Origin of the sequence: Chryseobacterium aahli, assembly GCF_022699665.1 — a bacterium.
GTDB classification, from domain to species: Bacteria; Bacteroidota; Bacteroidia; order Flavobacteriales; family Weeksellaceae; genus Chryseobacterium; species Chryseobacterium aahli.
On the sequence record NZ_JALDNB010000016.1, the window covers coordinates 25,309 to 50,356 of the forward strand.

Annotated in this window: 28 protein-coding genes and 1 tRNA gene; 5 read left to right on the top strand and 24 right to left on the bottom strand. The window is 34.5% G+C overall.

What is annotated here, in order from left to right; translation table 11 throughout:
• Positions 1-4: 4 nt before the first annotated feature.
• Positions 5-86 (bottom strand) — tRNA-Leu (locus tag MQX03_RS19540).
• Between the two features lie 174 nt (positions 87-260).
• On the opposite strand from MQX03_RS19540, the gene MQX03_RS19545 reads away from it, so the two are divergent.
• Genes MQX03_RS19545 through MQX03_RS19555 form a run of 3 tightly spaced genes read left to right on the top strand, consistent with a single transcriptional unit; the run spans position 261 to position 2,223 of the window.
• Positions 261-644, top strand: coding sequence for a DUF3127 domain-containing protein (locus MQX03_RS19545; protein ID WP_059124376.1), 384 nt, complete (start codon positions 261-263; stop codon positions 642-644).
• 54 nt (positions 645-698) lie between these two features.
• Positions 699-1,352, top strand: a complete 654-nt coding sequence (aat, locus tag MQX03_RS19550) for a leucyl/phenylalanyl-tRNA--protein transferase (protein ID WP_242805210.1) — start codon at positions 699-701, stop codon at positions 1,350-1,352.
• Positions 1,339-2,223, top strand: a complete 885-nt coding sequence (locus tag MQX03_RS19555; protein WP_242805212.1) for a DMT family transporter — start codon at positions 1,339-1,341, stop codon at positions 2,221-2,223. The genes aat and MQX03_RS19555 overlap by 14 nt, the downstream gene beginning before the upstream one ends.
• Positions 2,224-2,538: 315 nt before the next feature.
• Here MQX03_RS19555 and MQX03_RS19560 read toward each other — a convergent pair whose 3' ends face one another.
• The 7 genes from MQX03_RS19560 to MQX03_RS19590 form a co-directional block, all read right to left on the bottom strand.
• Entirely contained in the window at positions 2,539-3,921 is a 1,383-nt protein-coding gene (locus MQX03_RS19560; protein ID WP_242805214.1) for a tetratricopeptide repeat protein, read from the bottom strand.
• A 63-nt stretch (positions 3,922-3,984) separates the two neighbouring features.
• Positions 3,985-4,281: a type II toxin-antitoxin system RelE/ParE family toxin gene (locus MQX03_RS19565; RefSeq protein WP_242805216.1), complete on the bottom strand. Its 297-nt coding sequence runs from the start codon at positions 4,279-4,281 to the stop codon at positions 3,985-3,987.
• Positions 4,278-4,496, bottom strand: coding sequence for a DUF2683 family protein (locus MQX03_RS19570; RefSeq protein WP_242805218.1), 219 nt, complete (start codon positions 4,494-4,496; stop codon positions 4,278-4,280). The genes MQX03_RS19565 and MQX03_RS19570 overlap by 4 nt, the downstream gene beginning before the upstream one ends.
• Positions 4,497-4,535: 39 nt before the next feature.
• Positions 4,536-5,918 (bottom strand): phosphoglucosamine mutase, encoded by a 1,383-nt coding sequence (glmM, locus tag MQX03_RS19575; protein ID WP_242805220.1) that lies wholly within the window; start codon positions 5,916-5,918, stop codon positions 4,536-4,538.
• 267 nt (positions 5,919-6,185) lie between these two features.
• Positions 6,186-8,219, bottom strand: a complete 2,034-nt coding sequence (feoB, locus tag MQX03_RS19580; RefSeq protein ID WP_242805222.1) for a ferrous iron transport protein B — start codon at positions 8,217-8,219, stop codon at positions 6,186-6,188.
• Positions 8,219-8,473 carry a FeoA family protein gene (locus tag MQX03_RS19585; RefSeq protein ID WP_242805224.1) on the bottom strand — a complete coding sequence of 85 codons (255 nt, stop codon included), beginning with the start codon at positions 8,471-8,473 and terminating at the stop codon, positions 8,219-8,221. The genes feoB and MQX03_RS19585 overlap by 1 nt, the downstream gene beginning before the upstream one ends.
• A 156-nt stretch (positions 8,474-8,629) precedes the next feature.
• Complete coding sequence (locus MQX03_RS19590; protein ID WP_242805226.1) at positions 8,630-9,523, bottom strand: GLPGLI family protein; 894 nt, start codon at positions 9,521-9,523, stop codon at positions 8,630-8,632.
• A gap of 126 nt (positions 9,524-9,649) precedes the next feature.
• On the opposite strand from MQX03_RS19590, the gene MQX03_RS19595 reads away from it, so the two are divergent.
• Entirely contained in the window at positions 9,650-10,147 is a 498-nt protein-coding gene (locus MQX03_RS19595; RefSeq protein WP_242805228.1) for a DinB family protein, read from the top strand.
• 44 nt (positions 10,148-10,191) lie between these two features.
• Here MQX03_RS19595 and MQX03_RS19600 read toward each other — a convergent pair whose 3' ends face one another.
• Positions 10,192-12,954, bottom strand: a complete 2,763-nt coding sequence (locus MQX03_RS19600) for a TonB-dependent receptor (RefSeq protein WP_242805230.1) — start codon at positions 12,952-12,954, stop codon at positions 10,192-10,194.
• Between the two features lie 355 nt (positions 12,955-13,309).
• Here MQX03_RS19600 and MQX03_RS19605 point away from each other — a divergent pair, with 355 nt between their 5' ends.
• Positions 13,310-14,194 carry a cupin-like domain-containing protein gene (locus MQX03_RS19605; protein WP_242805232.1) on the top strand — a complete coding sequence of 295 codons (885 nt, stop codon included), beginning with the start codon at positions 13,310-13,312 and terminating at the stop codon, positions 14,192-14,194.
• 32 nt (positions 14,195-14,226) lie between these two features.
• Here the strand turns inward: MQX03_RS19605 and MQX03_RS19610 are convergent, their stop codons facing one another.
• The 15 genes from MQX03_RS19610 to MQX03_RS19680 form a co-directional block, all read right to left on the bottom strand.
• Positions 14,227-14,976 carry a metallophosphoesterase family protein gene (locus tag MQX03_RS19610; RefSeq protein ID WP_242805234.1) on the bottom strand — a complete coding sequence of 250 codons (750 nt, stop codon included), beginning with the start codon at positions 14,974-14,976 and terminating at the stop codon, positions 14,227-14,229.
• Complete coding sequence (locus MQX03_RS19615; protein WP_242805235.1) at positions 14,973-15,176, bottom strand: hypothetical protein; 204 nt, start codon at positions 15,174-15,176, stop codon at positions 14,973-14,975. Before MQX03_RS19615 ends, MQX03_RS19610 begins: the two co-directional genes overlap by 4 nt.
• Entirely contained in the window at positions 15,173-15,718 is a 546-nt protein-coding gene (locus MQX03_RS19620; protein ID WP_242805237.1) for an RNA 2'-phosphotransferase, read from the bottom strand. Before MQX03_RS19620 ends, MQX03_RS19615 begins: the two co-directional genes overlap by 4 nt.
• Positions 15,719-15,728: 10 nt before the next feature.
• Complete coding sequence (locus tag MQX03_RS19625) at positions 15,729-16,670, bottom strand: ADP-ribosylglycohydrolase family protein (protein WP_242805239.1); 942 nt, start codon at positions 16,668-16,670, stop codon at positions 15,729-15,731.
• Positions 16,670-17,356 carry an SIR2 family NAD-dependent protein deacylase gene (locus MQX03_RS19630; RefSeq protein WP_242805241.1) on the bottom strand — a complete coding sequence of 229 codons (687 nt, stop codon included), beginning with the start codon at positions 17,354-17,356 and terminating at the stop codon, positions 16,670-16,672. Before MQX03_RS19630 ends, MQX03_RS19625 begins: the two co-directional genes overlap by 1 nt.
• A gap of 7 nt (positions 17,357-17,363) precedes the next feature.
• Positions 17,364-17,870: an O-acetyl-ADP-ribose deacetylase gene (locus tag MQX03_RS19635; protein ID WP_242805243.1), complete on the bottom strand. Its 507-nt coding sequence runs from the start codon at positions 17,868-17,870 to the stop codon at positions 17,364-17,366.
• Positions 17,860-18,771 (bottom strand): ADP-ribosylglycohydrolase family protein, encoded by a 912-nt coding sequence (locus tag MQX03_RS19640; protein WP_242805245.1) that lies wholly within the window; start codon positions 18,769-18,771, stop codon positions 17,860-17,862. The genes MQX03_RS19635 and MQX03_RS19640 overlap by 11 nt, the downstream gene beginning before the upstream one ends.
• Positions 18,768-20,000, bottom strand: coding sequence for a TIGR02452 family protein (locus MQX03_RS19645; protein WP_242805247.1), 1,233 nt, complete (start codon positions 19,998-20,000; stop codon positions 18,768-18,770). Before MQX03_RS19645 ends, MQX03_RS19640 begins: the two co-directional genes overlap by 4 nt.
• 5 nt (positions 20,001-20,005) lie before the next feature.
• Positions 20,006-20,413 carry a hypothetical protein gene (locus MQX03_RS19650; RefSeq protein ID WP_242805249.1) on the bottom strand — a complete coding sequence of 136 codons (408 nt, stop codon included), beginning with the start codon at positions 20,411-20,413 and terminating at the stop codon, positions 20,006-20,008.
• Positions 20,414-20,438: 25 nt separating this feature from the next.
• The gene (locus MQX03_RS19655; RefSeq protein ID WP_242805251.1) at positions 20,439-21,509 is read right to left on the bottom strand and encodes an adenylosuccinate synthetase; all 1,071 of its coding nucleotides are present in this window, start codon (positions 21,507-21,509) and stop codon (positions 20,439-20,441) included.
• Between the two features lie 4 nt (positions 21,510-21,513).
• The gene (locus tag MQX03_RS19660; RefSeq protein ID WP_242805253.1) at positions 21,514-22,368 is read right to left on the bottom strand and encodes a hypothetical protein; all 855 of its coding nucleotides are present in this window, start codon (positions 22,366-22,368) and stop codon (positions 21,514-21,516) included.
• Between the two features lie 2 nt (positions 22,369-22,370).
• The gene (locus tag MQX03_RS19665) at positions 22,371-22,706 is read right to left on the bottom strand and encodes a hypothetical protein (RefSeq protein WP_242805255.1); all 336 of its coding nucleotides are present in this window, start codon (positions 22,704-22,706) and stop codon (positions 22,371-22,373) included.
• Positions 22,707-22,780: 74 nt separating this feature from the next.
• Positions 22,781-23,329 carry a 2OG-Fe(II) oxygenase gene (locus MQX03_RS19670; RefSeq protein ID WP_242805257.1) on the bottom strand — a complete coding sequence of 183 codons (549 nt, stop codon included), beginning with the start codon at positions 23,327-23,329 and terminating at the stop codon, positions 22,781-22,783.
• Between the two features lie 31 nt (positions 23,330-23,360).
• The gene (locus MQX03_RS19675; RefSeq protein WP_242805258.1) at positions 23,361-23,903 is read right to left on the bottom strand and encodes an NADAR family protein; all 543 of its coding nucleotides are present in this window, start codon (positions 23,901-23,903) and stop codon (positions 23,361-23,363) included.
• Between the two features lie 339 nt (positions 23,904-24,242).
• Entirely contained in the window at positions 24,243-24,920 is a 678-nt protein-coding gene (locus tag MQX03_RS19680) for an NUDIX hydrolase (protein ID WP_242805351.1), read from the bottom strand.
• Between the last annotated feature and the right edge of the window lie 128 nt (positions 24,921-25,048).

Here is a 25,048-nt window from a genome sequence, read left to right on the forward strand (position 1 = left end):
GTAGTGCGGATGAAGGGACTCGAACCCCCACGCCTCACGGCACCAGATCCTAAGTCTGGCGTGGCTACCAATTACACCACATCCGCATTATTATTGAGTTATTTTAAAGATCTTCTTTCGTTTTTGTGAGTGCAAATATAGGGCAATAATTTTTATTTGCAAGAGTTTTCGCAAAAAATTTTATTTTTTTTACAAAGTTTCTTTCCGTGTTGTTTTATTACATTTCAATTTACTACTTTTACAAAGTTAATATTTACGATATGGAATTACAAGGAACGGTAAAGAAAATCACTGATGTTCAAACATTTGCGAGTGGTTTCCAAAAGAGAGAAATGGTTATTCTTACACAAGAACAATACCCACAGCCAATAAACATCGAGTTTTTACAAGATAAAATAAATTTATTGGATGTATTAAAAGAAGGAGAAAATGTGAAGGTAGGAATCAACATCAGAGGTAGAGAATGGGTTTCGCCACAAGGAGAAACTAAATATTTCAACTCGATTACAGGATGGAGAGTAGAAAAAGTGATGGATGGTGGTACAGGTTCTGAGCCAACCCAGGCATCTTCTCAACAATCTGCTTCACCGGTTTCTAACGAAAATCCTTTTGCCGGAGACGACGATGACGATTTACCTTTTTAATTAAAGCATACCATCAAATACAATCCCGCTTTTTAAGTGGGATTTTTTTCACCTATGATTCGATTAGACCCAAACGAAATTTCGTTTCCCAATCCGCAGCATTATGACGGTCATGAGGGCATTATAGCTTTCGGGGGCGACTTGTCTATGGAAAGAATTTGGTTTGCGTATCAGAATGGTATTTTCCCGTGGTTCAATCCTGATGAAGAAATTCTTTGGTGGTGTCCAGATCCTAGATTTGTTTTATTTACGAACGAATTAAAGATTTCCAAATCAATGAGGAAAATTTTGAGGAATAACTTATTCTCATTTACCGAAAATCAGAATTTCAGAGAGGTTATTAAAAACTGCCAGCAGGTCAGCAGAAAAGGACAAGACGGAACCTGGCTTTCTGATGAGCTCATGGAATCTTTTATCAAACTTCATGAGTATGGCTTTGCTAGAAGCGTGGAAGTTTGGCAAAATAACGAATTGGTCGGCGGATTTTATGGTTTACAGGTAGGAAAAGTTTTCTGCGGAGAAAGCATGTTTGCAAAAGTGAGCAACGCTTCAAAAGCAGGATTTATTCATTTCGTGGAAGCTCATAAAAATGATCTCGCTTTAATCGACTGTCAATCTCATACGGAGCATCTTGAAAGTTTAGGCGCAACCATGATTTCTAAAAAAGAATTTCTAAAAACATTACACGAAAACAATGAACGCAGATAAAGAAAAATGGATTCTTCTGATTACCCTCACTATTATTTGGGGCTCATCATTTATTTTAATTAAAAAATCTTTAGACCATTTTACTCCTTATCAGGTCGGAGCGTTGAGAGTTTTAATAGCCGGAATTATTCTGATGCCGATCGCAATATCAAAATACAAACTCTTTCCGAAGAAACATTTGAAATGGCTCATTTTAGCCGCATTTACAGGAAATTTCATCCCTATGTTCTTATTTCCTATTGCCGAAACGGAAATCAGCAGCAGTATTGCTGGAATTATCAATTCGATGATGCCTATTTTTGTCATTATTGTAGGAACATTATTCTGGAAATTTGAAACGACCAAAAGACAAATGACTGGAATTTTCATCAGTTTCACCGGAGTTTGTCTACTTGCTTTTGGTGGCGGAGATGATTCTGAATTTAAAATATTTCCAATTTTACTTTTACTTTTGGCAACACTATGTTATGCAATCAGCACAACGACTGTAAAATCTAAGCTGATGGAAGTTTCATCGACGGTTTTGTCTGCATTTGTATTCTCTTTTATTTTATTCTTGCCATCACTTATTGCCTTAATATCAACAGGTTTTGTCTCAACATTTACTTTTTCAAAAGAAAATATGATGGGTTTGATGTTTGTGAGCTTACTTTCTGTTTTTGGAACGGGATTAGCGATGATGATGAATTATCGTTTGCTGAAAGTTTCCACTCCGCTGTTTGCATCGACCGTTACTTTGCTGATGCCGATTGTTGCGATTATCTGGGGGATTTTAGACGGTGAAAAACTGACAGTTTTACAATTTGTGGGAGCAAGTATCATTATTACAGGTTTGATCTTTTTAAGGGCTAAAGCTGTTGCTCAAAAATAAATGCTGGATTATTTCATTTAGATGATTAAATGCATTGTTTTAAACGCAAAGTTCGCAAAGGCGTTCCACTTAGCAGAGACCACAAAGTTTCTTGATTACATTAGCTAGATTGATGACCGTTGTTCAAAAATAAATCCCGCATTGCTGCAGGATTATTTTATTTGAATTGATTAAAAAGTTTATTGATGACTACTTTGCAGCCCGACTTGAGTGGAAATCCTTTTTGTTTTTTTCTAGAAAAACAAAAAGATTGGGAACGGAAGGCGGAAAATTGCTGCCCAAATAAAAATTTTATATCAGGCTCTATTACCCCTTCTATTCACTCTTTTTCTTCACTTTCGCTTTAGCCTTCTTCACCTCATCTTTGATGTACGGATATTTTTTCTGCATATCTGTAATCAATGAAGGATCCAACTCTAATGCTTTCTCTAAAGTTTCAGCGCCTTTAGTTGTATTTTTTAGATTAAAATAACAATTGCTCAGCTGATAATACAGTTCTGCACGATTATGATGCTCCAAAGCAGAAATCAAAACAGTTACAGCTTCGTCATATTCACCCACCAACATCAAAACTTCAGTGTAGGCATACCAATTGTAAAATCTTGACGGTTCTGCATCTACCAATTTTTTCAGACAAGAAAGACTTTCTTCAAACTTTCCTGAATCGATAAATAAAAATGCGAGTCTTTTCTGATACTCAAGGTTTCCGTCATTCAGCAAAGTCGCTTCTCTTGCAAAGTGCAACGCTTCCGGCATTCCGCCCATCTCTTCGTAAAGATAAGACTGCTCCATCATTGCCATATAAAACTGAGGATCTTCTCTCAATGATTTCTGGAAATAATTCAAAGCTATGGTCGGCTGTTTTAAAGCCTTGTAACACAATCCGATTTTATAAAATGTAAAAGCTTTTGTATATTCCAGCTCAAGCATTTCTTCATATACTTCAATGGCTTTTTTGTGTTGATTTAAAGCTTCATAACAGGCTGCTTTACTTGCGTAAACTCCAACAGCGCTGGAGTTGATTGCCAGCATATAGTCGAAACCTTTGATGGCTTCCTCGTAGTTTTTTCTGTTGAAATAGTACTGTCCGTACTCGCTCCACGCTACTTCTGAGTAGGCAAAATTGTCAAGATAGTCATTAAGGAAAGCAATTGCTTCCTCACTCTTATTCAGATCACTGAAGCAGATCATTGCATTTTCCAACGAATATTCATCCGTAGGATCATCTTTCAATGCCTGCTGGTAATGTTTAAGAGCGTTAAAAGGATCTCCTAAATTCACATATTCATCTGCAATAAAATTATTCAGGAAGTTTTCTTCTTCATTTAATTCTAAAGCTTTTTTACAGATTTCAATAGATTTTCTAGGGTTTCCTAAATTCGAATAATACTTTGCGTAGCATACCAAAAAGTCTGTATTCTCCATAGAAGAACCTTTTAACTCGTCGATCATTTCCTTCGCCGTAATATAATCTTCCCATTCTAAGAGCACTTCAAGTTTTTTGATCTTGATATCCAAAGAATTGGGATGAAGTTTGAGACCGTAAGTTACTGCCATATCGGCATAATTAAAATCTCCCAACTCCAGATAATAAACAATAATATCATCTAATTCTTCTGTATCGAAGTAGAATTCATCATTATTTTCCATCATTTCCTCGAACTTTTTTACAAGTTCATTTCCAAAATATTCTTCCAATATAGTATCTCTGCGTTATTTTCAAAGTTCAAAATTATTTTATAAACTTCGAAAAAACTTTTTTTAATTAAATTTATTTTTCCTCGGATTTTGTCTATTATCAAAAAATGATAATATTCTAATTTCTTTTTTTGAAATTCGATAACTTAATGAGAAATTTTCCAAAATCAAAACTCTTCGTAATTCTTTCACATTACTTTTTAATCCAATTTTATTTTGATTTCTCAACAGATTAATCATCCGCAACGTTTCATTAAGAACTTTTTCTGAATAGGTATTTGATTTATTATGACTTGTCCAATATTGATAAACCTTGTCAAATTCTTTTCTTGCACGAATTGACCAGATTATTTTTATCATCGTCCGTATGATTTTAAAAAATCTTCATGACTGACAACATTTCCTTCTTCAAAATCCTTTATTCCTAATTCTATTAATTCTTTTTCTGTATCAGAAATTTCATTCCACCAATCCTCATCATGACTTTCTTCTACAAAATCAATTTCAACCGCCTTTAAAATCGCTTTTATTTTGGCAAGTTCTTTCTTGTTTTTCGGATTAATGGTAATTGTCATTGTACTATATTTCTATACTAAATATACAAAAATTCTGAATTAAATCAAACTTCTGATTTTAGCAATCATGTCATTGCCTAATTTGTCGGCTTCTTCCTGTGAGAAAGCCTCTGTATAAATTCTGATAATCGGTTCTGTATTCGACTTTCTCAAGTGAACCCAATTGTTTTCAAAATCTATTTTCACACCGTCAACGGTAGAAACCTCTTCATTTTGATACTCTTTTTCCATTTTAGTTAAAAGATCATCAACATTAATATCCGGAGTTAATTCAATTTTCTTTTTCCCCATGAAATAACTTGGGTAACCGGCTCTCAATTCAGAAACTTTTTTGTTTTCTTTAGCTAAATGCGTTAAAAACAAGGCAACACCCACCAAAGAATCTCTTCCGTAATGAAGCTCAGGGTAGATAATTCCGCCGTTTCCTTCTCCTCCGATCACGGCATTTTTTTCTTTCATTAAATTCACCACATTCACTTCTCCAACAGCACTTGCAAAATATTCTGAGTTGTGAGTTTTTGCCACATCTCTCAAAGCACGGCTTGAAGAAAGATTTGAAATGGCTACTCCATTTTTGTTTTTCAACAAATAATCCGCAACGGCTACTAATGTATATTCTTCACCGAACATTTCTCCGTTTTCGTCTACCAAAGCCAATCTGTCAACATCTGGATCTACTACAACGCCGAAATCTGCTTTTTCTTTGATCACCAATTCACAAATATCTCCCAAATGTTCTTTCAAAGGCTCAGGATTGTGAGGGAATTGTCCGTTGGGTTCGCAGTATAATTTTACCGTTTCACAACCCAATTTATCTAAAAGCATCGGAATTGCAATTCCGCCTGTAGAATTTACAGCATCTAAAACGATTTTGTATTTTTTAGCTTTAATGGCTTCTACATCCACCATCGGCAAATCAAGAATCTGCTGAATATGAATATCAAAAGCATCATCTCTTGTTTCGTATTTTCCTAAGTCGTCAACCTCAGCATAATTGAAATCTTCATTTTCAGCCAACGCTAAAACTTCCGCACCATTTTCGCCGTTGATAAATTCTCCTTTTTCATTTAATAATTTCAGTGCATTCCATTGTTTTGGATTGTGAGAAGCCGTTAAAATAATTCCACCGTCAGCATTCAATTCAGGAACCATAATCTCAACCGTTGGAGTTGTAGAAAGTCCAAGATCAACGACATTAATTCCCAATCCCTGCAAAGTTGCAGTTACTAAAGAATTAACCATTGAACCAGAAATTCTGGCATCACGCCCAATAATTAAGGTTAAATCTTTTTTATTTTTATTGTTCTGAAGCCAGGTTCCGAATGCAGATGCAAATTTCACGACATCAAGTGGCGTCAAGTTATCATTTACTTTTCCACCAATCGTTCCTCTGATTCCGGAGATACTTTTTATTAATGACATACTATTAAAAATGTTTTTGCAAAAATACGAATAAAACAAAGATTGAATAATGAAATATGCTTAACGTTAGTAAGTTGTTCTTCTCTATAGAAGCATCTTTTAACTGTCAAAACGCTAAGAACAGCCACAATCCTTATCGCAGCCAGATCTTTTAGAATCAAATTTCTTGGGTGCAAAGTTTTTCCTGATGTATCTGAATAAAGAATAACAAGCAAAAAGCACTACAAGAGCGATGATAATGTATTGAAAAATTAAGGAAGAATCCATTTATTTTAAGATTTGATAAGCTATTAATGACACAAAATATGCCAAACCGGTCATCATTACCACCTGAAAGCCAGTCCATTTCCAGCTTTTGGTTTCTCTGTAAACTACTGCAATGGTAGAAACACACTGCATTGCAAATGCGTAAAACAATAAAACCGAAATACCTGTTGCAAAACTGAAGACTTTTTCGCCATTGGGTTTTACATCCATTCGCATTTTATCGATTACTTTGCCTTCGGGAGCATCGTCATCCAAACTGTATAAAGTAGACATCGTTCCCACAAAAACTTCTCTTGCCACGAAACTCGTCAGAATTCCGACTCCCATTTTCCAATCGTATCCTAATGGAGCAATTGCGGGTTCAATCGCTTTCCCCATTTTTGCTAAATATGAATGATCAAGCTCAACATCCGTGGCAACAATCTGATCGTCGTTTTGTTTTGGTCCGAAATAACTTAAGCACCAAATGATTATACTTACGATGAATATAATTTTTCCAGCTCCGGTAATGAAGTCCCACACTTTACCCAAAACCATTTTCAGGTCATATCCGAAAAGCGGTTTTTTGTAGGTTGGCAAATCCATTACCAAGTAGGTTTTTCCTTTATTTTTAATGAAACCTTTTAAAATCGCTGCCGAAAGAAGCGCTACAAAAAATCCCAACAAATACATTCCTAAAAGCACCAAAGCTCTATATTGAATTCCGAAAATCGTTTTATCTGAAATAATCAACCCAATAATAATACTGTACACCGGAAGTCTTGCTGAGCAAGTCATAAACGGTGTCACCAAAATCGTGAGTAATCTTTCTCTGAAGTTCTCAATATTTCTTGTTGAAATCACTGCAGGAATTGCACAAGCCGTTCCTGAAACCAATGGAACGATGCTTTTTCCATTTAATCCGAACGGTCGTAAGAATCTATCCATTAGGAAAATCACTCTTGCCATATATCCTGAATCTTCCAAAAGATAAAGGAAGTATAATAAAATCCCGATTTGTGGTGCGAAAATGATGATTCCACCCAATCCTGGGACTATTCCATCTGAAATCAGTGAATTGATCGGACCTTCAGGTAAATGTTCTTTACTAAATGCAGAAAGCCATGCAAAAAACTCATCGATCCAGTTCATCGGATATTCTGCGAGAAAGAAAACGCTGTTGAAAATAACCAGCAAAATTCCTATAAAAACAACGTAACCCAAAATAGGATGAACGAGAACTTTATCTAATTTTTCGGTTAAAAGTTCTTTGAACTGAGGTTTTTTAGAAATAACATTTGATAAAATTTTATCAATATTCTGATATCTTCTTACCACTTCCTGAACCTGCAATCTTTTCGGAACCAAACTTTTAGCTTCAGAATCCGTAATTAAATCTGTCGCAGAATCTAATTTATTAATATCTGCACCAACAGAAATGCTCATCCAAGCTTTATAATCGTTTTCAAATTGATTGTGCGAAGAAACTTTATTTAAAAAATCTTTATGCTCTGCAGGGATTTCAAATGAAGGCTTTTCTATTTTAGCAAAATCATTGTTTAGAACAGCTTCCTGAATGGCTTCAATTCCTAACTGTTCTTTGGCGTTGGTCTGAATAATTTTGATATTCAAAGCCTCGGAAAACTTTTCGATATCGATATTGATTCCGCGTCTTTCTGCCTGATCCACTTGGTTAACCACCAAAATCATTGGAACTCCCAAATCCTGAATCTGCTGAAATAAAAGCAATCCTCTTTTTAAGCTTAAAGCTTCCAGAATATAGACAACCCCTGCAAAATCTTTCTGACCTTCCAAAAGAAATTTAGAAAAAATAGCCTCATCCTCAGAACTTGGATAAATGCTGTACGACCCCGGAAGATCTACAACCTCAACCTCTTCATTTTTATACGTATAATTCCCGGAATGGCTAGAAACCGTTACTCCTGCGTAGTTTCCCGTCTTCTGTTTTTTGTTGCAAAGTGCATTAAAAACGGTTGATTTTCCTACGTTTGGGTTTCCGACTAAAAGTATCTGTTTTTTGTTTTGTTGCTGCATTAATTCCAATCTTCTACAATGATAAACTCACCTTCTTCTCTACGTAGTGCAATCCGGCTTTTTTCTTCGCCAAACTCCACGTAAAGAGGACCGTTGAAAGGAGCCTGGTACAGAATTCTGAAAACAGTTTCAGGCAAAAGCCCCATTTCTATGATTTTGTTGGGCATCTTCAACTGATTATTGTCATAGCCCAAAATTTTCCCAAGTTTGTTCTTAGGAAAGTTGCTTAATGTTTGTAAATAGTTATCTTTCAATACCTATATTTTTGTAAGTGCAAATATACTCTATTTAAATTTAATCTAAATAACGTCATTTGAATGATTTAGAAAACTTTTAACCAAAAAATAAATAAACCCAAACACATTTCTGCATTTGGGTTTATTTCAATATAGTTGAGTTAAATATGAATGTTATTTTTTGTCTTGAGACTTTTCAATAGGGTTATCATTTGCATTATAAAAATCTTTATACATTTTCTCCTGCTTTTTCATCATATCTCCTACTGTGCCATCTGTTCCGGGAACTGGTCTCGATAATATTTCCTGTGTCATCATTGGTCTTACCGAAGAAAAAGGATCTTTTTTGAAATCGTTAAATGTTTTGTCAAACTTTTCTCTTGTAAGTTCCTTTGGTTTTCCACCTGTCGCCTGCATTAAGCCTTCTATGTAAGAAAACTCGTTGTATTCTTTTATTTTTTTATTTCCCTGTAGTACCCAAGAGTAATTTTTGTCGGCATCTTCAATTTTCACAATCAAACCTGGAAGTCCACTGAATTTATAAGGTCCATCCTGAAAAGGAATGTCTGAAGAAAACCAAGCGATCCAAGTTCTTCCACCATATTCTGTGGTTGCTTTTTGGGTATTGTATTCACCAATTTTCTGTTTATCGTTTAATATTTTCCAGTTAAATTTCAAATCTTCAGTATAAGCGATGTTTACTGGAGTCATTCCGTTGGCAACCTTATCGACATATTCAACCTTCATGCTTGGATAGAATTTATGAATTCTTGCTGAAAACTTCGGTGTTTTAAGAGATTTTGAAAGGTCTTTATACACACCTGCTTTTTGCATTGTTTCAATCTCCACTTTTGTGATAGAATCTTGTGAAATTACAGTGTAATCCTGATAAACAGATCTGTTTTTGTCTGTAATATCCAACACAGCAATTACTTTATCAAGCTTGGCAGAATCTTTTTTTGGTTTGAAAGTAAGCTCATAAAAGAAACGGTTTGAGCTTTCTTTGGCTTCTTGTGCGTTAGCAATTGTGAAAATTGCGATAAATAGTATTGAAAATAAATTTTTCATTTTAATAACGTTTACATAATTAGTTAGCTGTTGTACAATTTTGTTACAGATTTTTTTAATTAAAATTTCTTTCGATATTATTTTATCTAAAATTTTTATCTTTAAGTACCTAAAAACAAATATTGTATGGACCCATTAAAACAATTCAGAAACGAACTCGAAGCCGAGTATCAAACGACAAAGAAGTTTTTTGAAATCTATCCAGAAGACAAAAATGAGTACAGCCCGCATTCTAAAAGCATGAAAATGGCACATCTTGCCACCCATATTGGGGAAATTTTTGGCTGGGCAGGTTTTATGCTGAACAGTTCTGAAATAGATCTTGCACAAGGCGGAATGCAGCCAAAACTGCTTACCACAAAGGAAGATTTGCTTAAAGTTTTGGAAGACAATTACAAATCTAGCGAAGAAGCTTTAGAAAAAGCAAAAGAAGAAGATCTTGAACCAAACTGGTCATTAAAAAATGAAGGACATACTCTATCTTCATGGACAAAATACGGTGCCATCCGTCACAGTTTGAGTCAAATTACCCATCACCGTGCACAACTGGGAGTTTATTACCGATTAAATGATATTCAGTTGCCCGGAAGTTATGGCCCTACTGCGGATTTGCAGGACTTTTAGATTTAAACAAAAAACCAACCTCAGTGAGATTGGTTTTTTTGTTTTTATTTAAAGTTGAATTTTACCGTCAGCATAACTTGGCTAGGTCTCAGCTGTATTCTTGTGTATCGTACTGCATTCTGAGATGCTAAGATATCATACGTTTCAAACACTCTTCTGTTAGCAATATTCATCCATTTCAATTCAAAGTCAATTTTTCTCTTTGACCAAGTATATTGATATGAAAGATCAAAAAATGCGTTATCAAACTTTCTTTCGCCATCACTAGAATTTACCTGATCCCAATTAAATCCTATTGTATGATTTTCCAATGGATATATGAATGCAGCTAAATTATGGTTGAAACCTTTATTTGTTGCTAACCTTCCGCCATTTGGAAGCCCTACGTTTTCCTGCTTGTTACGAGACATACTTACATTGTAGTCAATACTCATCCAGCTGAAATACGTATTATTAAATTTTAACCCATAAGACTGACTGTTATTTTGACTTTCATATTGGGTATTATCTAAGAAAGCATCTGAAACAGTATCTGAATTTCTATAATTTACAGATAGGTTGGTTTTAAATTTTGGAAAGTATTTACCAATTTCTCCACTAAAGCTGTTACTTTGTGATGAATTCTCTTGATTTCTATATTGTATCAAAGTAAATCCTGTAGTTCTATCTAAAACTGGAGATGACAACAAGTTCCTGCTGGTATCACTTATTCTATAATTTACATTAAAAAACAAGTTGTTTAGCGGATTTCTATATTCGATTCTAGAACCAACACTTTTGGTATTAATTTCTGGTATGGGATTATTCGCATCCATTACGTTAAATCCAGCAGGGCTTGATAACATATAACCTGCATAAGCTGTTTGAATATCTCCAAAATTATTACTGATATTTCCATTTAAACTGGCTTTCCAAAAAGAAGCAAAGCTGTATTGTACAAAAGCATTTGGAGTAAATGTAGTTTTATTAAGAGATTTTGAAACACCTCTCAAGTCGTCTTCAGCTTTTATGCTGTTAAAATTCACAGGTACATTCGCAAAAATACTCCATGAATCGCTTTTATAATTAATACCTACAGACGCCGACGGTACAAGTTCAGTAAATTTCAAATTATTCTCATAAACTGAACTGCTGAAATCTGGCTGAACATCATTAGGTATAAGAGGGTTAGGAATAGCCATACCTTCAAAATTTGTAGATAATTTATCAGTAGAAAAATCTATTCCTACTTGAGGTGTAAATGTCCATCCTTTCGTTGTAAAGCTGATGTTAGCAGAGTGTGAAGTATCTAAAGTTTTAATTCTGAAATCCTGTACTGCTCTGGTTCCCGGTGCAAAATTTATGATTCCGAATTCGTCTGGGTCACTTGTATTAGCTTTTGGAAGCAAATAAGGAAACTGTAAATAATTCGCAGGAGAAATACTTAGAGTCTGACTATCATCTTGATAATTGATATAAGATTTTAAGTTAACCATCTTTTCTTTCCAAGGTATAATTGTACTTAAAGAGTTCTGAAAAGAAGATGTTGGAGATTGCAATGACTGATCACCTACTCGACCTACTCTTGTTGCCAATGCCCGGTCAGCATTCCAGAATTGTGAGAAAGTAGTTACGTTTTTGAAAAAACCTTTTTTAGCATTTTTGGTGAAAATTAATTCTCCTTTTAATTTGTCTGTAAAAAAGTTATTTCTAGTAGTTGTTGTGATTGTAGATCCTGCTTGAGCTTCTGTTCCCGCGTAAACAGTTTCTACATTATCTTCTCTCTCGACAGAATTGTTTGTATAATTTGCGTTTGCCTTAAGCTCCCATTCTTTTTTCTTATCAATATTAGTAAGATAATTTGCTGATAAATAATGAACATTATTAAATAAATATCTTCTCACTGGCAAATTTGGCGTTTGTGAATTTTCTACGTCCAACCAATTATTCTGCGAGGCATTTCCTCTTCTGCCTTCCCAGCTGCTTCCGAAACCGATGATATTCCCTTCGTTTTCTACCTGTTCACCAACATTGTTTGTTTTATAGTTAACTACCCATTGACTTTTCTGACCAAAAAACATTGGTGTTAATTTCACATTCCAAAGCCAAGGATCCCCGAAACCGGTTCCTACTTCGCCACGACCTGTCATCGTTACAGAATTTTTAAGCTTAATATTAATTGCCGCTGCATCTGAAGGAATTTTCCCCTGAAGCATTTTTACGGGTTGGTGGTTTTCAAGAACCTCAACTTTTTGTACAGCATCTTTTGGAAGCGAGTTATTGATGGTTCCGTAACCTCCTTCCATTAAATCCTTTCCATTAACATAGAATTTGTTGATGGCATTTCCCTGATAAAGAATAGAACCGTCTGCGTTCACTTCAATTCCGGGAATTTTCTTCATGACATCTGCCAAAGTACGGTCGTTTTTGCTGTCAAAAGCTTTCAAATCATAAGCAATAGTATCACCTCTTGAGGTAATCATTTTGGTTTTAAGCTGAACTTCCTTAATTTCTGTTGCCTCAGACTGCATTTTGAACGTCAAAGTCTGATCGCTGTTTGAGATTTGTTTTGTTAAAGGTTTTTGGTTAAAAGCTTTAACCTTCAGGTCTACATTAGATTCTGCAGAAGTGAATGTCACCTTATATTCTCCTTTAGAATTGGTAATTCCATAAGCGAGGATGGCATCTTTGCCGGGCTCTTCTACCGTTACACTGGCACTTGGGATGGCCACACCGTCTTCATCTGTGATTTTCCCGGAAACTGTTTTCTGTGCGAAAGCAATGACTGAGAAAAATACCATGAGAAATAAGGAAATTTTTCTGTTCATAATTTATTATTTGAGTAATTAGTTATTTGTTCTTGTTTTTTGTTACACATTATGAGAGATATAATTTTTGAACAAAGGTTAAATTGATTTTATAACTACAAACATAGTGATATTATTTTATATTTTTAATTTGATCTAAATAATTCATTAAAAGATTTTTATTGTCCGAGAATAATCATTTCCCTAATTATAATTATTCAAGAAAAGATAGACTCAATAATTTCACAAAACAATGAATAAAAACATTTTTTTCTTTAAACCGATAAAAAGTGATGAACATCATAGATTAAAAAGAATAGGATTTCAATTTTCGTATAAGTTTATTTAATAATTTTGTAACATAAAATTTATAAAAATGGGGGTTATTCTAAAACCTATAGATATTGTTGATGATATTACTCAAGAAGAGTTCCGCGAGAAATATCTGATCCCAAGAAAACCGGTAGTGATAAAAAATATGGCCAAAAAATGGCCAGCCTATCAAAAATGGACGATGGATTATGTGAAAGAAGTGGTAGGAGACATTATTGTTCCTCTTTACGACAGCGCAAAGGCAGATCCTTCAGCTCCCATCAATACGCCGACTACCGAAATGAAATTTGCAGATTATATCGATCTCATACAACGTGAACCTACTGATCTACGAATTTTCTTTTTTGACCCAATCAAACACGCTTCGAAATTACTTGATGAGTACATCCCACCGAAAGAATTGATGGGTGGTTTTCTGGATAAATATCCAGGAATGTTTTTTGGAGGTCAAGGTTCTGTAACATTTTTACATTTCGATATCGATTTAGCTCATATTTTCCACACCCATTTTAACGGAAGAAAACATGTTTTGCTTTTTGAATACAAATGGAAAGACAGATTGTATAAACTTCCCTATACTACGTATGCCTTGGAGGATTATGATATTTCTAATCCTGATTTTGAAAAATTTCCGGCATTGGACGGTGTAGAAGGAATTGAATGTTTTCTGGAGCACGGTGACACTTTGTTTATGCCAACAGGATGGTGGCACTGGATGAAATATTTGGATGGAAGTTTCTCCATTTCGCTTCGTGCATGGGACAAATCATGGGCGGTGAAAGCCAATTCTTTGTGGAACCTGACCGTTCAGAGAAATTTTGACAATTTCATGAAAGGTCGTTACAAAAAACGCTACATGGACTGGAAAGAGAAAAAAGCCGTTGAAAGAGCCAATTATGCACTTAAAAAAGGTTTACCTAAAAAATAAGAAAAATACGCTTCAAATTGGAGCGTATTTTTTTATTTCAATTTAATATTATAATTATTTCGTCCTTTTTCATTTGAATATAAATTCGGAAGTAAATCGCTTTGCCAGAATTCTTTGGTTTCAACATTCATTATCGATAAAGCTCCTGTAAAAGCAGCACCTGTATCAAGATTCCAAACATTAGCTTTGTTGACAGGCTTATCAATTCCTAAATGTAAAGTAGGAGTATGACCAATGAAAATTTCCTTATACAGAAGCAATTTTTTAGGATAAAGTTCTGAGTTTTTTGATAACTTTTTATCCATAGCAACTGCAGTTTCCCACAAGGTTCTATCCCAACGATAATTACTTGTGTAGACTTCCCTTTCAGGTCCGTGCATAGATGAATAACCCGCATGAATAAACAAACGGTTTTCTTCGTCAACATAATAATTTTTCATCCGCTGAAAAAACTCTAAATGAATTTCAAAATCTTCTAAAGAATAATCGGAATAACTGTCGACCGTACTTTGTCCACCATTAAAAAGCCAGACATCAGGATTATTTCCGAATGAAAGCCAATCTTCTGCCCACGCATCGTGATTTCCTTTGATGAAAATACATTCCTGTTTTTCGGAAAGCTTTATTAAAAATTGGATGATTTGGGAAGATTCGCTCCAACCGTCAACATAATCTCCAAGGAAAATTAAAGTATCATTTTCGGTGACATTAGCTCTTTCAAAAACTTGTTTCAAAGCTTTGAATCCTCCGTGAATGTCGCCGATTGCTAATGTTCTTTTCATTTAAATCTTTTGTGATAATTCGGACAAGATTCAACAATTTCCATTGCTTCTATTAATCTGCAGTTTTTATGCTCGATAATGAAATATAAAACATGTACGGTTCCTGCACCCTTTCCAAATAATTCATCAACTTTTTTCTTTAAATCATCTTTGTCGGGGGAAAAGTTTTTTACTTCTTCTTCAAATTCTTTACTTGTCATTTTGAAATATATTTTGCTTCCACAAAATCCGTCAGCCAAACCTCGTTTTCCGAAAGATAAAATTCTACTCCCTCTTCAAACATTTTTCCCGTGCTTATGGTGAGAATAATTGGTTTTCCGTGGCGCATTCCAACGTTGGTTGCCGTTTCTTTATCGATGCTTAAATGAACGTGTTGTCGGCTTCTTTTTTCAATACCTTTTTCTAAAATGGATACGATATTACTTTGAGCTGTTCCGTGATACAAAAATTCAGGTGGTTGCTGTGGAATCAGAGCCAGTTTAATCTCAACTGAATGTCCCTGACTGGCTCTGATTCTTGTTTTATCTTCATTAAAAGCAAAACGCTTTTTTTCGTTAGTTTGTACGATTTCATCTAATTCTTCAAAGGTAAAGCCTTCATAAGAATCTCTTTTTGATTTTGTGATTAATTCATCAACATCTGCCCATCCATTTTCATTCAAATTCAAATTGATGAGTTCGGGATGATGCCTGAGAACGTAGCTCAGAAATTTGCTTGTTTTTTTCTTTTGTTGTTCGTTCATGGTTTGTGTTTTATTTCATTAATTTGTTTTCTAATTTATTACATAAGTTTTCAATATCCTCTCTTCTCACCAACTCCGCCATCCATTCTTCAGGAATATTTTCAAAACCGTAATAAATTCCTGCAATTCCGCCTGTGATGGCTCCGGTTGTGTCTGTGTCTTCTCCCAGATTGACGGCTTTTAGCACAGCTTCAGAATAACTTTCGGAATTTAGAAAACACCATAATGAGGCTTCTAAACTGTGAAGAACGTAGCCGCTACTTTTAATTTCATCTTCAGAATATTTAGAAATATCATTCTTTAATATTCGATCAAAAAGCTCAACTTCTACTGGATTAAAATCTTGATTTTCTGCATATTCCAAAGCTGCTTTTTGAATATGATTATATGCTTCTATTTTATCTGTTCCTTTAATCAATTCAATGGCAAAAATTACATAGATAAAACATGCAAAAACAGAACGAAAATGTCCATGAGTAATTGACGAAACTTCTTTTACGATTTGATATAATTTTTCAATATTTTCTTCATCTTTAAGATAAAAAGCTAAGGGAAGGATTCTCATCAAAGAACCATTCCCATTATCTTCTTCAAAAATATTTCCTGAAAATTTTGCACTTTCTCCCTTAATCAATCTTGCAATGGAATGCCTTGTTGTTCCGCCAATATCGAAAAGTCTTCCGTGAGCTGTCCAATGTCCGTATTTATTCCATTTTACAAAGCTTTCTCCAATTTTTTCTAAGTCGTAGCCTTTTGTCAATACTTCTGCAAGACAAAGAGTTAAAGAACTGTCGTCGCTCCAAGTTCCTTTGGGTTGATTCCATGACATATATTCCAAATATCCGGTAACAGGGGATTTTTTCAGATCTTCTCTCTTCTTAAATTCCACCGGAACGCCCAAAGCATCGCCGATACAAACTCCAAAAATTCCGGCTTTTACAACATTTTCCATTATGCTAAATTTATAAGCTTATCAAACAATAATTTCATTCCTTTTGTGGCGGTTTCTTTCATTACTATCGCTCTTTGACCGTACCCGAAGCCTGTTTCGTTGGGATTGATCACAATCAACAGACAATCATCTTTGATGTCGTGAAGCAATCCTGCAGCAGGATAAACTTGCAAAGACGTTCCTATTACCAAGAAAATATCTGCTTCTTTTGCTTTTTTTGTTGCTTCTTTCATCAAAGGAACATCTTCCCCGAACCAAACGATGAAAGGTCGCAATTGCGCTCCGTCTTGTGCTTTATCTCCGATTTTAATGTCGTCTTTTTGTTCGTAGATCAAACTTTTATTATTGCACGAACAAGATTTAAACAATTCGCCGTGAAGATGAATGATATTTTTTGAGCCCGCCCTTTCGTGTAAATCATCGATGTTTTGAGTGATGATTTGAACTTCGAAATATTTTTCTAAATCGGCAATCAGTTTGTGTGCATCATTGGGTTCAACTTCGTGAAGCTGGTGGCGTCTTTGGTTGTAAAATTCAAGAACCAGTTCTCTGTCTTTTCTCCAGCCTTCCGGACTCGCCACATCGGTTATACTATGATTTTCCCAAAGACCTTCTCCGTCTCTGAATGTTTTTATTCCGCTTTCGGCGCTGATTCCGGCACCGCTTAATATGGTTAGTTTTTTCATTTTGTTTTTAATCTAATAATTTTTTATAAATCTCTTCATTCTCCTCATCAAAGCATACAAAAATAACTTTCTCAACAATACCTGATTCAAAATTCGTCACTACCTCAATAGCAATTTTCGCCGCTAATTCTTTTGGAAATCTGTAAACTCCTGTACTGATATCTGGAAAAGCAATAGTTTTTACATCTAAACTTTCGGCCAATTTTAATGAGTTTCTATAACAATTTGCTAGAAGTTGTGAACATTTTTCTTCATCGTTATTCCAAATTGGACCGACCGTATGAATGACATATTTTGCGGGAAGATTTCCGGCCGTTGTTTTTACAGCTTCTCCCGTTTTACATTTTCCCTGTCGGTTTCTGATTTCTTTGCATTCGTCCAAAACCTGTGATCCTCCAGCACGATGAATAGCACCGTCAACTCCACCGCCACCAAGTAATGAAGAATTGGCAGCATTGACGATGGCGTCTGTATTTATTTTTGTGATTTCAGCTTTTATTAATTCAATTTTCATAAAATCTGCTTTTTTTCCAATTTTCAATATTCTCCGTCCAATCTGGGATTGAATTTTCATCGCAACATAAAATACTTATTCCTGCCGCCATTGCACAGATTGTATCTCTGTCTCCCAATGCAGAAACTGTATTCCAAAGACATTTTTCAAAATTATTTCTATATCTCGAAAGCATCCAAATGACAAGTGGAACTGTATCTTGAGCGGTCATTTTAATTCCGTTTCCTAATGTTTTTACCAGCAGTTCAATACTTGGATTTCCATTTAAGTGAATAACTTTATTAAGCTTACTTTTCATATCAGAATCATTTAATTCATCCTGAATTTTTTGAATAAATTCTTCCTGAGAATATTTTTTAATTCCTAACTTTTCCTGAATCGCAAAAGCTGCAGCCAAAGCAATTGCTTTTGTTCCTTCTATAGCTTCTTTATTGGTATGGGTAACTTCACAGGATAATTCTGCATTCAGTTTAAGCTTATCTAAATCATCATAAAAATAAGCTCCAATCACAGAAGCTCTCATTGCACCGCCATTTCCCATCGAGCCCTGTCCTTCAAATTTTGAATAAGAAACTTCTTTCCAGTTTTCTCCACTTTTTACATCTCTGAAATATTGATGCATTGATGGTCCGTAACCTCTGTTTATATCTAAATAATAGTTTTTTGTAAACTCTTCTGCAAGAAACTCCTGATTAATCACGCCAAATTTTCCCAAAGATTTGAAAATTGCAATCGACATAATTGTGTCGTCTGTAAAGTCAAGAGAACTTTCAGGAAGAATTTTTTGATGAATATATGTTTTCATTAAGCTTTCTTCTCCGAAAAAACTTTCTCCAAAAGCATCACCAATGGAAACTCCCATGAGAGATTTTGAAGCAAGTAAGAGTTTATCTGTTTTCATTTTATTTCTTCGAAAGGCTTTATCATTTCTTCTTTCTTCGTCAAAACTGCAAAAACCACTCTTTTAAATTTATTTTTATACTTCCCGTGAAGGTGTTTCTTGAATAATTCAGCAATTTCTTTTGGATCATTTTTAAAAACACCACATCCCCAAGCTCCTAAAATCAATGTTTCATTTCCTTGATGTAAAGCTAAGGCCAGCATTTTATCTGTTCTTACATCCATCGCACCGAAAATCTCACCAACTCTTTCTGGTTCCTGCTGCTTTACAACTCCTGCATTTACCGCTGGAGAAGTAATGAAATTGCACAGAACAGGTTTCGTCAACAATTCGCCTTTATCCTTTCTGAAAACCGGAACTTTCGGGCTGTAAATCATCATATCTGTATAAAAACAAGATTTCATAGCACGGTGCGTTTCGTAATATTCCCAACCTTGAAGTAAGCTTTCATGCAATCCTGAAGTTCTCGCCAGGCTTTCTTCCTGAGCTTCGGCTCCGTTGATAAAACCTCCACCGGGATTTTTGGCTGATGCGAAATTCAGACACATGATTTTTTCCTGATTTTCCTCTTCGGCTAATTGTAAAATTGCTTTTAAAGAACTGCATCTCCAGACTTCAAACTGCGTTTCAAATTGGGCTTCTGGAAGTTCATTATTTGTCATTACCGAAAGTTCTTTTGATGAAAACAAAATGGTTCCTTTTGTAGAAATTTCCAGTTCGTTTTCTATATTTATTTTTTCGTTGTGTTCGTTTATATAATATTTCTTGGCTAAGATGTCTAATGTATCTTTTGCCATTCCTTTGTTTGTCATCGTTAGTTTTTTTATGTTTAATAATAAATTTTCTATGTCATTATTTGCAGGTTTTTTGAAATCTTTCCCTATAAATACTTTTGTCACTTTAATATTTCCAATAATCGCCTGATTGAAAGTCTCTAATTCTTCTGCCGGAATCCATAGCTCATTATGATTTCTGGCTCCGACATTTTGTGCAGGATATTTATTTACTTCATCATCCAAGACTTCAAATTGTGTTACAAACCCGAGATAATTTCCTGCTTCATCTCTTGTATTCCATTTTTCTGCAATTTCAGAAGCATAATCTTCATTTAAAACAGGATAAAAAATCGGCTGCCATTCTAATCTTGGCGGAAATTTTTTGGAATTGCTTTCTAGAATTAAAATCATTTCCTTTTCTCCTACGGGTCTGTATAGTGTTTTTGTTTTCATGGTTTTTAAATTTTAATTTTATTTAAACTCAGACACTTTTCAATATTTTTTAATGTCCCACTTTTTCTTTTTTCATCAGAATTAAAATCTATAGCTAAGAAATGAGAACAATTAAATATTGCATAATCATCTCTTTCTGAGTCAGAAGTAAAACCACCTATTATTTTCCATTTCTCTGTTTTTGTTTTAAAGGAATTGGCAAAATATCTAGGTCTTTTTCCAACATGCAGAATCGTTACTTTTTCAGATTTATTCTTTAAAAATTTCATCATCATTGTGTCTGTTCCTGAAAAATCTCCGATAATAAATTCACATTCAGAAAGATTTAATTTTTTTAAGGGTTCGATATAAAACTGATGAAAATTTTCCCAAGACAAATTCCCATTTCCAGATACATATATTTTTTTCATCATTGTGTTTGTTAGTTGTAATTTATACTTAGTTTATTCTTTTAAAATCCTTTGAATACGGAGAATAAGATCCATAAACAGTATCAAATTTCACCTTAAGATTTTCTATTTTAAATGTTTTATCCAACTGATCCAAGCAGGTTACTACCAAATTTTTCTTTTGAGCAACAACATAAGCTTCATCCAATTTCAGAGCATAATTTAGTAAATCATAATCCAAATCACCAAGGCGAAGATCTTTTTGATATTCATTAAAAATACAAGTTTCCTCTTCATTATTTTTTAATGTTAATTCCTTTTCATTGCTCATCCATCCGCTTCCGTGGCGTGTTGAATATGATCTTGTGATATAAAACATTTCTACATTTTCAATCTTCAACAATTTACAAACTTCATACGCATTTTTTGAAGTGGTATTTGCAAAAGTCACGTTCGGGAAAACGCCATGATCCATATCTAATAAAATTCCCTGACTGCCTTCAAAAATAAGATGGTTAAATGAGTTCAGATAATTGTAACCTTCAATTTTCCAATCAATTTTATCGATGGCTTCTAAAAAATCCTGTAAAGCATTTTGAATTTCTTCTCCTTCTTCAAAACCGTAATAATGGGCGATTCCTTTTAATTTTTCAATCAACATCGATCTTGGGCCGATCAAATCAACAGCAAATAATTTAAACGGACTTTCATTTCTCTTCATCGTCGCTCCGACTCCTTTTCCACAGGTTCCGTGTTCTAAGTTTCTGATGTTTTTTCTATTGCTAAAAACATCAAAAGGTGTTGTAACCTTTGCCAGCGGATGAATATGCAATTCAACATTTCCGTTTTTCTGTTTTAATTCTTCCCTTTCATTGAATAAAAAAGTCGGGTGAATCGTGCAATGTTCAGTAAAATAAGAAGGCAAACCGCGCAACGCTCCACTTGCAAAACTTGAATGAATGTGCTTTTTATCATCAATCATCACGGTGTGCGCTGCCTGTTGTCCGCCCGAAAAACGAATAACTACAGACTCAGGATTCTGCTGAGCCAGAAAATCTGTCGTGATTCCTTTTCCTTCATCACCAAAACCTAAGCCTATAATTATTTGTGCCGTTTTCATTTTCTTAAAACATTTGAATATTATTAAATCCACCTAAATCTTTAGTTTTGAAACTATCTTCACTAAATCTGCTGCAAACTACCTCTTTAATCACCTTCGGAACATCTCTGTAATCTTCGATGGATAAGCAGTTTTGCCCTAACAGATCCTTCCAGCCTTTATCAGCATTCACCGCCTGTCCGGAATGCAAAACGCTGATGTGGAAAACTTCATATCGCTTCTTCGCTTCTTCCAACAGCTCTGTATGCTTAAAACTCTGTTGTCCGCTTCCCATTATTTCTCTGATTGCTGAAGCAGGAAGTGTTTTCAAACAAGGTTCATCACCTACCGTAAACAACAATCCTTTTTGATTTCTCTTTTCAAAAGCATCGGTTCTGGTGTGAAAAGCAGCAAAATACCAAGCCAATAAATAACTTTCTCCAGCATTTCCGCCACCTCCTGATTCAATATACGTTCTGGTCAGCCACATATCCAATTCTTCATCTCCGGATTCAAACTGACCGACCTGTAAAGGATAGCCGTCACATTCATGATCTCCAATTCCTAAAAATAAAAGTGCAGGATCGGGAACTCCCCCCTGGATGATTCCGCCCATCAATTTTGGAAGGCCTTCTTTAATTAATTCATGAGGAATGTGTCCCATACTTCCGGTGACATCCAATCCTAAAATAATCGGAACAGAATTCGGATGAACCGCAGAATCTCTTGATTCTCTGAAAGAAATGCCGTTAGGATTCATTGATTCGTGTGCCACTCTCTTTGCATTCTGAGTGAAAATTTCACTTGCAGATTTTGATGCATACCCTTCTTTTCTTGCTCTGTTATAACGAGCGTCCATGTCGTATCTTGTACTTCCCATAACTAAAATTTTTTACCAAATAAATATTCAAATCTTTTTGTTGAAACTTCTAGTTGAATATTTAAATTTCTGATTGTTAATGATAATTCTATATCTCTCTGAACGAATGCTTCCGGCTGAAAATCGGCAAATGTTAAACTGTTTTTGTCTAACGGACTGATGTCGATAAGACCTTCCTGTTCACGCTCCAGTCTTTTTATTTTCAGTTCAATGTCTTCAACTCGGCGTCTGTATATCAACTCTGAATCTTCCCCGATGGTTCGGGCTCGATCTTCTCTTATCTGATCATTATTTCTTTGTAATGATTCGATAAATCTGGGTTTTAGTTCTTCTTCCATGTTTTTAAATCTTTTATTTGCGTCAATAATACACTAATTAAAAACTGCATAGTTTTGCTATAATTCTTTGCGAATTATTTTCTAGAGTACATCACATCCGTTCTCAAAACATACTTTAGTCCGCTGATTAAAGTTTTACCTTCATGTCTTAAAGGATGATGAAAAACCAATGCAGAACCTTTCTTTGGAGCAACTGTGAAGAAATTTTCGAATTCTGTTTCACCACCTTCAAAATCATCGTTCAAATAGATCATAAAGGTGTAAAAACTTTTCTCACATTCATTTCTGATATAACTTCCGTCACGATGCATTTTAAATCTTTGCCCCGGAGAATATTTATAAATCCTTAGCATTTCATTAAAATTCAAAACTTTATAGTTGTCGTGAATTTGTGGAAGGAATTCAACTGCTTTCCGGAAAAGATTTTCAGCTAGTTCATTATCGAAAACCATCAGCCTGTCATTATTTCTGACTCCTTTATTCATTAACTGCTGACCGTGTATATTGATTTTCGCTTCTTCAAAAACTTTGTCCTGCGTCAAATCAATGTAATGGTCACATTCTTCATTTGTAAGTAAATCTTCAATCAAAAAAATCTGTGGATGTAATTCTATCTTTTTCATAATTAATATTTTGTGTTTGATTATTGTATTTCTATCCTCTTAATTCGTCTCTTACTTCCATTAAAGCAAATCCTAACAAATTTTCACCATTCCATTGTGATGGATCTTGTGCTTTTGGATCTGTTTCCAGCATTCCTATTCCCCAGATTGTATCGTATGGACTGGCTTCAACCAATATCTTATCGTCTGTTGAAAGTAAAAATTCCTTAAACGCTTCATTCTGAGAAAATTTTAACAAGTTTGCTCTTCTCACAATTTCATATTTTTGCTCATCCCAGACTTTCGGATCAAAGTTTTTAACTTTTCTTCCCAAACTTTTTGCCTGATTGGGAGTTTCTGAGTTTAAAATTTCCTCTAACGTTTCATTATCATTAAAAAGTCTCGCTTTCCCAGCCATCATATAATGTTCGGCAGTTGGATAATTTGTTCCACTTTCTTCGAATTGTAAAGGAAACCATTGGCTAAAACAAGCTTTTGTAATCTCATCTTTTACAGTATGTCCCCAGAAAAACAAGAACTCTGGATTTTCTTTTTTCTGAAATTTTTCTATTGTATTTTGTAATGTGTATTTCATGATTGCGTTATTGCTACACAAATATAAGAAGGTTCGATTTTATTAACCAAATTTATTTGTGTTTATTTTACGCTAATAATATTAAGTAATTGATTTTCAGATATAAAATTATTTTATAAAACACGAATCACACAAATATTTTTCACGAATGCAACAAATGATTATTGTTTATTTAAGTTTTGGCTAAAGCTAATGGAATGTTTATTCAATAAAAAACGGGCTAAAGCCCGTTCGTATTGATGTATATAATTTGTATTTTTCTAAAAATATTTCTGCTAGCTTACATTAAAATATTTGTGAAATTTAGTGCTAAACATTTGTGATATTTGTATTTAAACCTTATTTGATTTCGAAATAAAAACCTTCCTCTTCAAGCTCTTTATATTTCTCCTGATTGAAAGTAAATAATTTTCCTGGTCTTCCGCTGCCCTCTTTTTTAAATTGAGAAGTTTCGTTGAGCAATCCATAACTCATTATTTTTTTTCTGAAGTTCCGGCGGTCGATTTCCTTTCCGATGATAGTTTTGTAGAGATTCTCCAATTCAGAAAATACAAATTCGTCATTCAAAAGATTAAAACCAATCGGCTGATATTGAATTTTTGTACGAAGTCTCTTTAAAGCAATGTCAATAATGGTCTGATGATCAAAAGCTAATTTCGGAAGCTCATTGACACTGAACCATTGCGCATCTTCCGCATCTGAATCTGCAAACAACTCATGATAAGACGGATTGACCAAGCCCAAATAAGCAATGGAAACTACTCTGTTTCTTGGATCACGGCCTACATTGCCAAATGTGTAGAGTTGTTCCAAAAAATCAGGTTTTATACCTGCTTCTTCGTGTAATTCTCTTTTTACAGCGTCATCCAGATTTTCGTCATCCAAAACCAACCCCCCTGGTAGCGCCCAACCACCTTTGAAAGGTTCAATATTCCTCTTGATTAAAAGAAGTTGTAAATCTTTCCTATCAAAATATCCGAAAATAACGGCATCGACAGCGACTTTGATATCCTGCAATTTTTTTGGAGAATCCATAATTTAGTTTGCGTTATGAGTACACAAAACTACAACTAATACTCATTAATATCAGGATTAAAATAATATTTTTTTGAATCTTATTTTTTATTAAATTTATAATCAACTTA

Coding starts and splice junctions, on each gene's coding strand:
- MQX03_RS19645 (WP_242805247.1), bottom strand. CDS start 20,000: ATGAAAACAAAAACACTATACAGACCCGTAGGAGAAAAGGAAATGATT.
- MQX03_RS19665 (WP_242805255.1), bottom strand. CDS start 22,706: ATGGAAGAAGAACTAAAACCCAGATTTATCGAATCATTACAAAGAAAT.
- MQX03_RS19610 (WP_242805234.1), bottom strand. CDS start 14,976: ATGAAAAGAACATTAGCAATCGGCGACATTCACGGAGGATTCAAAGCT.
- MQX03_RS19655 (WP_242805251.1), bottom strand. CDS start 21,509: ATGAAAACGGCACAAATAATTATAGGCTTAGGTTTTGGTGATGAAGGA.
- glmM (WP_242805220.1), bottom strand. CDS start 5,918: ATGTCATTAATAAAAAGTATCTCCGGAATCAGAGGAACGATTGGTGGA.
- MQX03_RS19590 (WP_242805226.1), bottom strand. CDS start 9,523: ATGAAAAATTTATTTTCAATACTATTTATCGCAATTTTCACAATTGCT.
- MQX03_RS19615 (WP_242805235.1), bottom strand. CDS start 15,176: ATGACAAGTAAAGAATTTGAAGAAGAAGTAAAAAACTTTTCCCCCGAC.
- MQX03_RS19625 (WP_242805239.1), bottom strand. CDS start 16,670: ATGGAAAATGTTGTAAAAGCCGGAATTTTTGGAGTTTGTATCGGCGAT.
- MQX03_RS19660 (WP_242805253.1), bottom strand. CDS start 22,368: ATGGGAAGTACAAGATACGACATGGACGCTCGTTATAACAGAGCAAGA.
- MQX03_RS19565 (WP_242805216.1), bottom strand. CDS start 4,281: ATGATAAAAATAATCTGGTCAATTCGTGCAAGAAAAGAATTTGACAAG.
- MQX03_RS19620 (WP_242805237.1), bottom strand. CDS start 15,718: ATGAACGAACAACAAAAGAAAAAAACAAGCAAATTTCTGAGCTACGTT.
- aat (WP_242805210.1), top strand. CDS start 699: ATGATTCGATTAGACCCAAACGAAATTTCGTTTCCCAATCCGCAGCAT.
- MQX03_RS19570 (WP_242805218.1), bottom strand. CDS start 4,496: ATGACAATTACCATTAATCCGAAAAACAAGAAAGAACTTGCCAAAATA.
- MQX03_RS19650 (WP_242805249.1), bottom strand. CDS start 20,413: ATGATGAAAAAAATATATGTATCTGGAAATGGGAATTTGTCTTGGGAA.
- MQX03_RS19640 (WP_242805245.1), bottom strand. CDS start 18,771: ATGAAAACAGATAAACTCTTACTTGCTTCAAAATCTCTCATGGGAGTT.
- MQX03_RS19635 (WP_242805243.1), bottom strand. CDS start 17,870: ATGAAAATTGAATTAATAAAAGCTGAAATCACAAAAATAAATACAGAC.
- MQX03_RS19630 (WP_242805241.1), bottom strand. CDS start 17,356: ATGAAAAAACTAACCATATTAAGCGGTGCCGGAATCAGCGCCGAAAGC.
- MQX03_RS19555 (WP_242805212.1), top strand. CDS start 1,339: ATGAACGCAGATAAAGAAAAATGGATTCTTCTGATTACCCTCACTATT.
- MQX03_RS19605 (WP_242805232.1), top strand. CDS start 13,310: ATGGGGGTTATTCTAAAACCTATAGATATTGTTGATGATATTACTCAA.
- feoB (WP_242805222.1), bottom strand. CDS start 8,219: ATGCAGCAACAAAACAAAAAACAGATACTTTTAGTCGGAAACCCAAAC.
- MQX03_RS19545 (WP_059124376.1), top strand. CDS start 261: ATGGAATTACAAGGAACGGTAAAGAAAATCACTGATGTTCAAACATTT.
- MQX03_RS19595 (WP_242805228.1), top strand. CDS start 9,650: ATGGACCCATTAAAACAATTCAGAAACGAACTCGAAGCCGAGTATCAA.
- MQX03_RS19675 (WP_242805258.1), bottom strand. CDS start 23,903: ATGAAATACACATTACAAAATACAATAGAAAAATTTCAGAAAAAAGAA.
- MQX03_RS19600 (WP_242805230.1), bottom strand. CDS start 12,954: ATGAACAGAAAAATTTCCTTATTTCTCATGGTATTTTTCTCAGTCATT.
- MQX03_RS19670 (WP_242805257.1), bottom strand. CDS start 23,329: ATGAAAAAGATAGAATTACATCCACAGATTTTTTTGATTGAAGATTTA.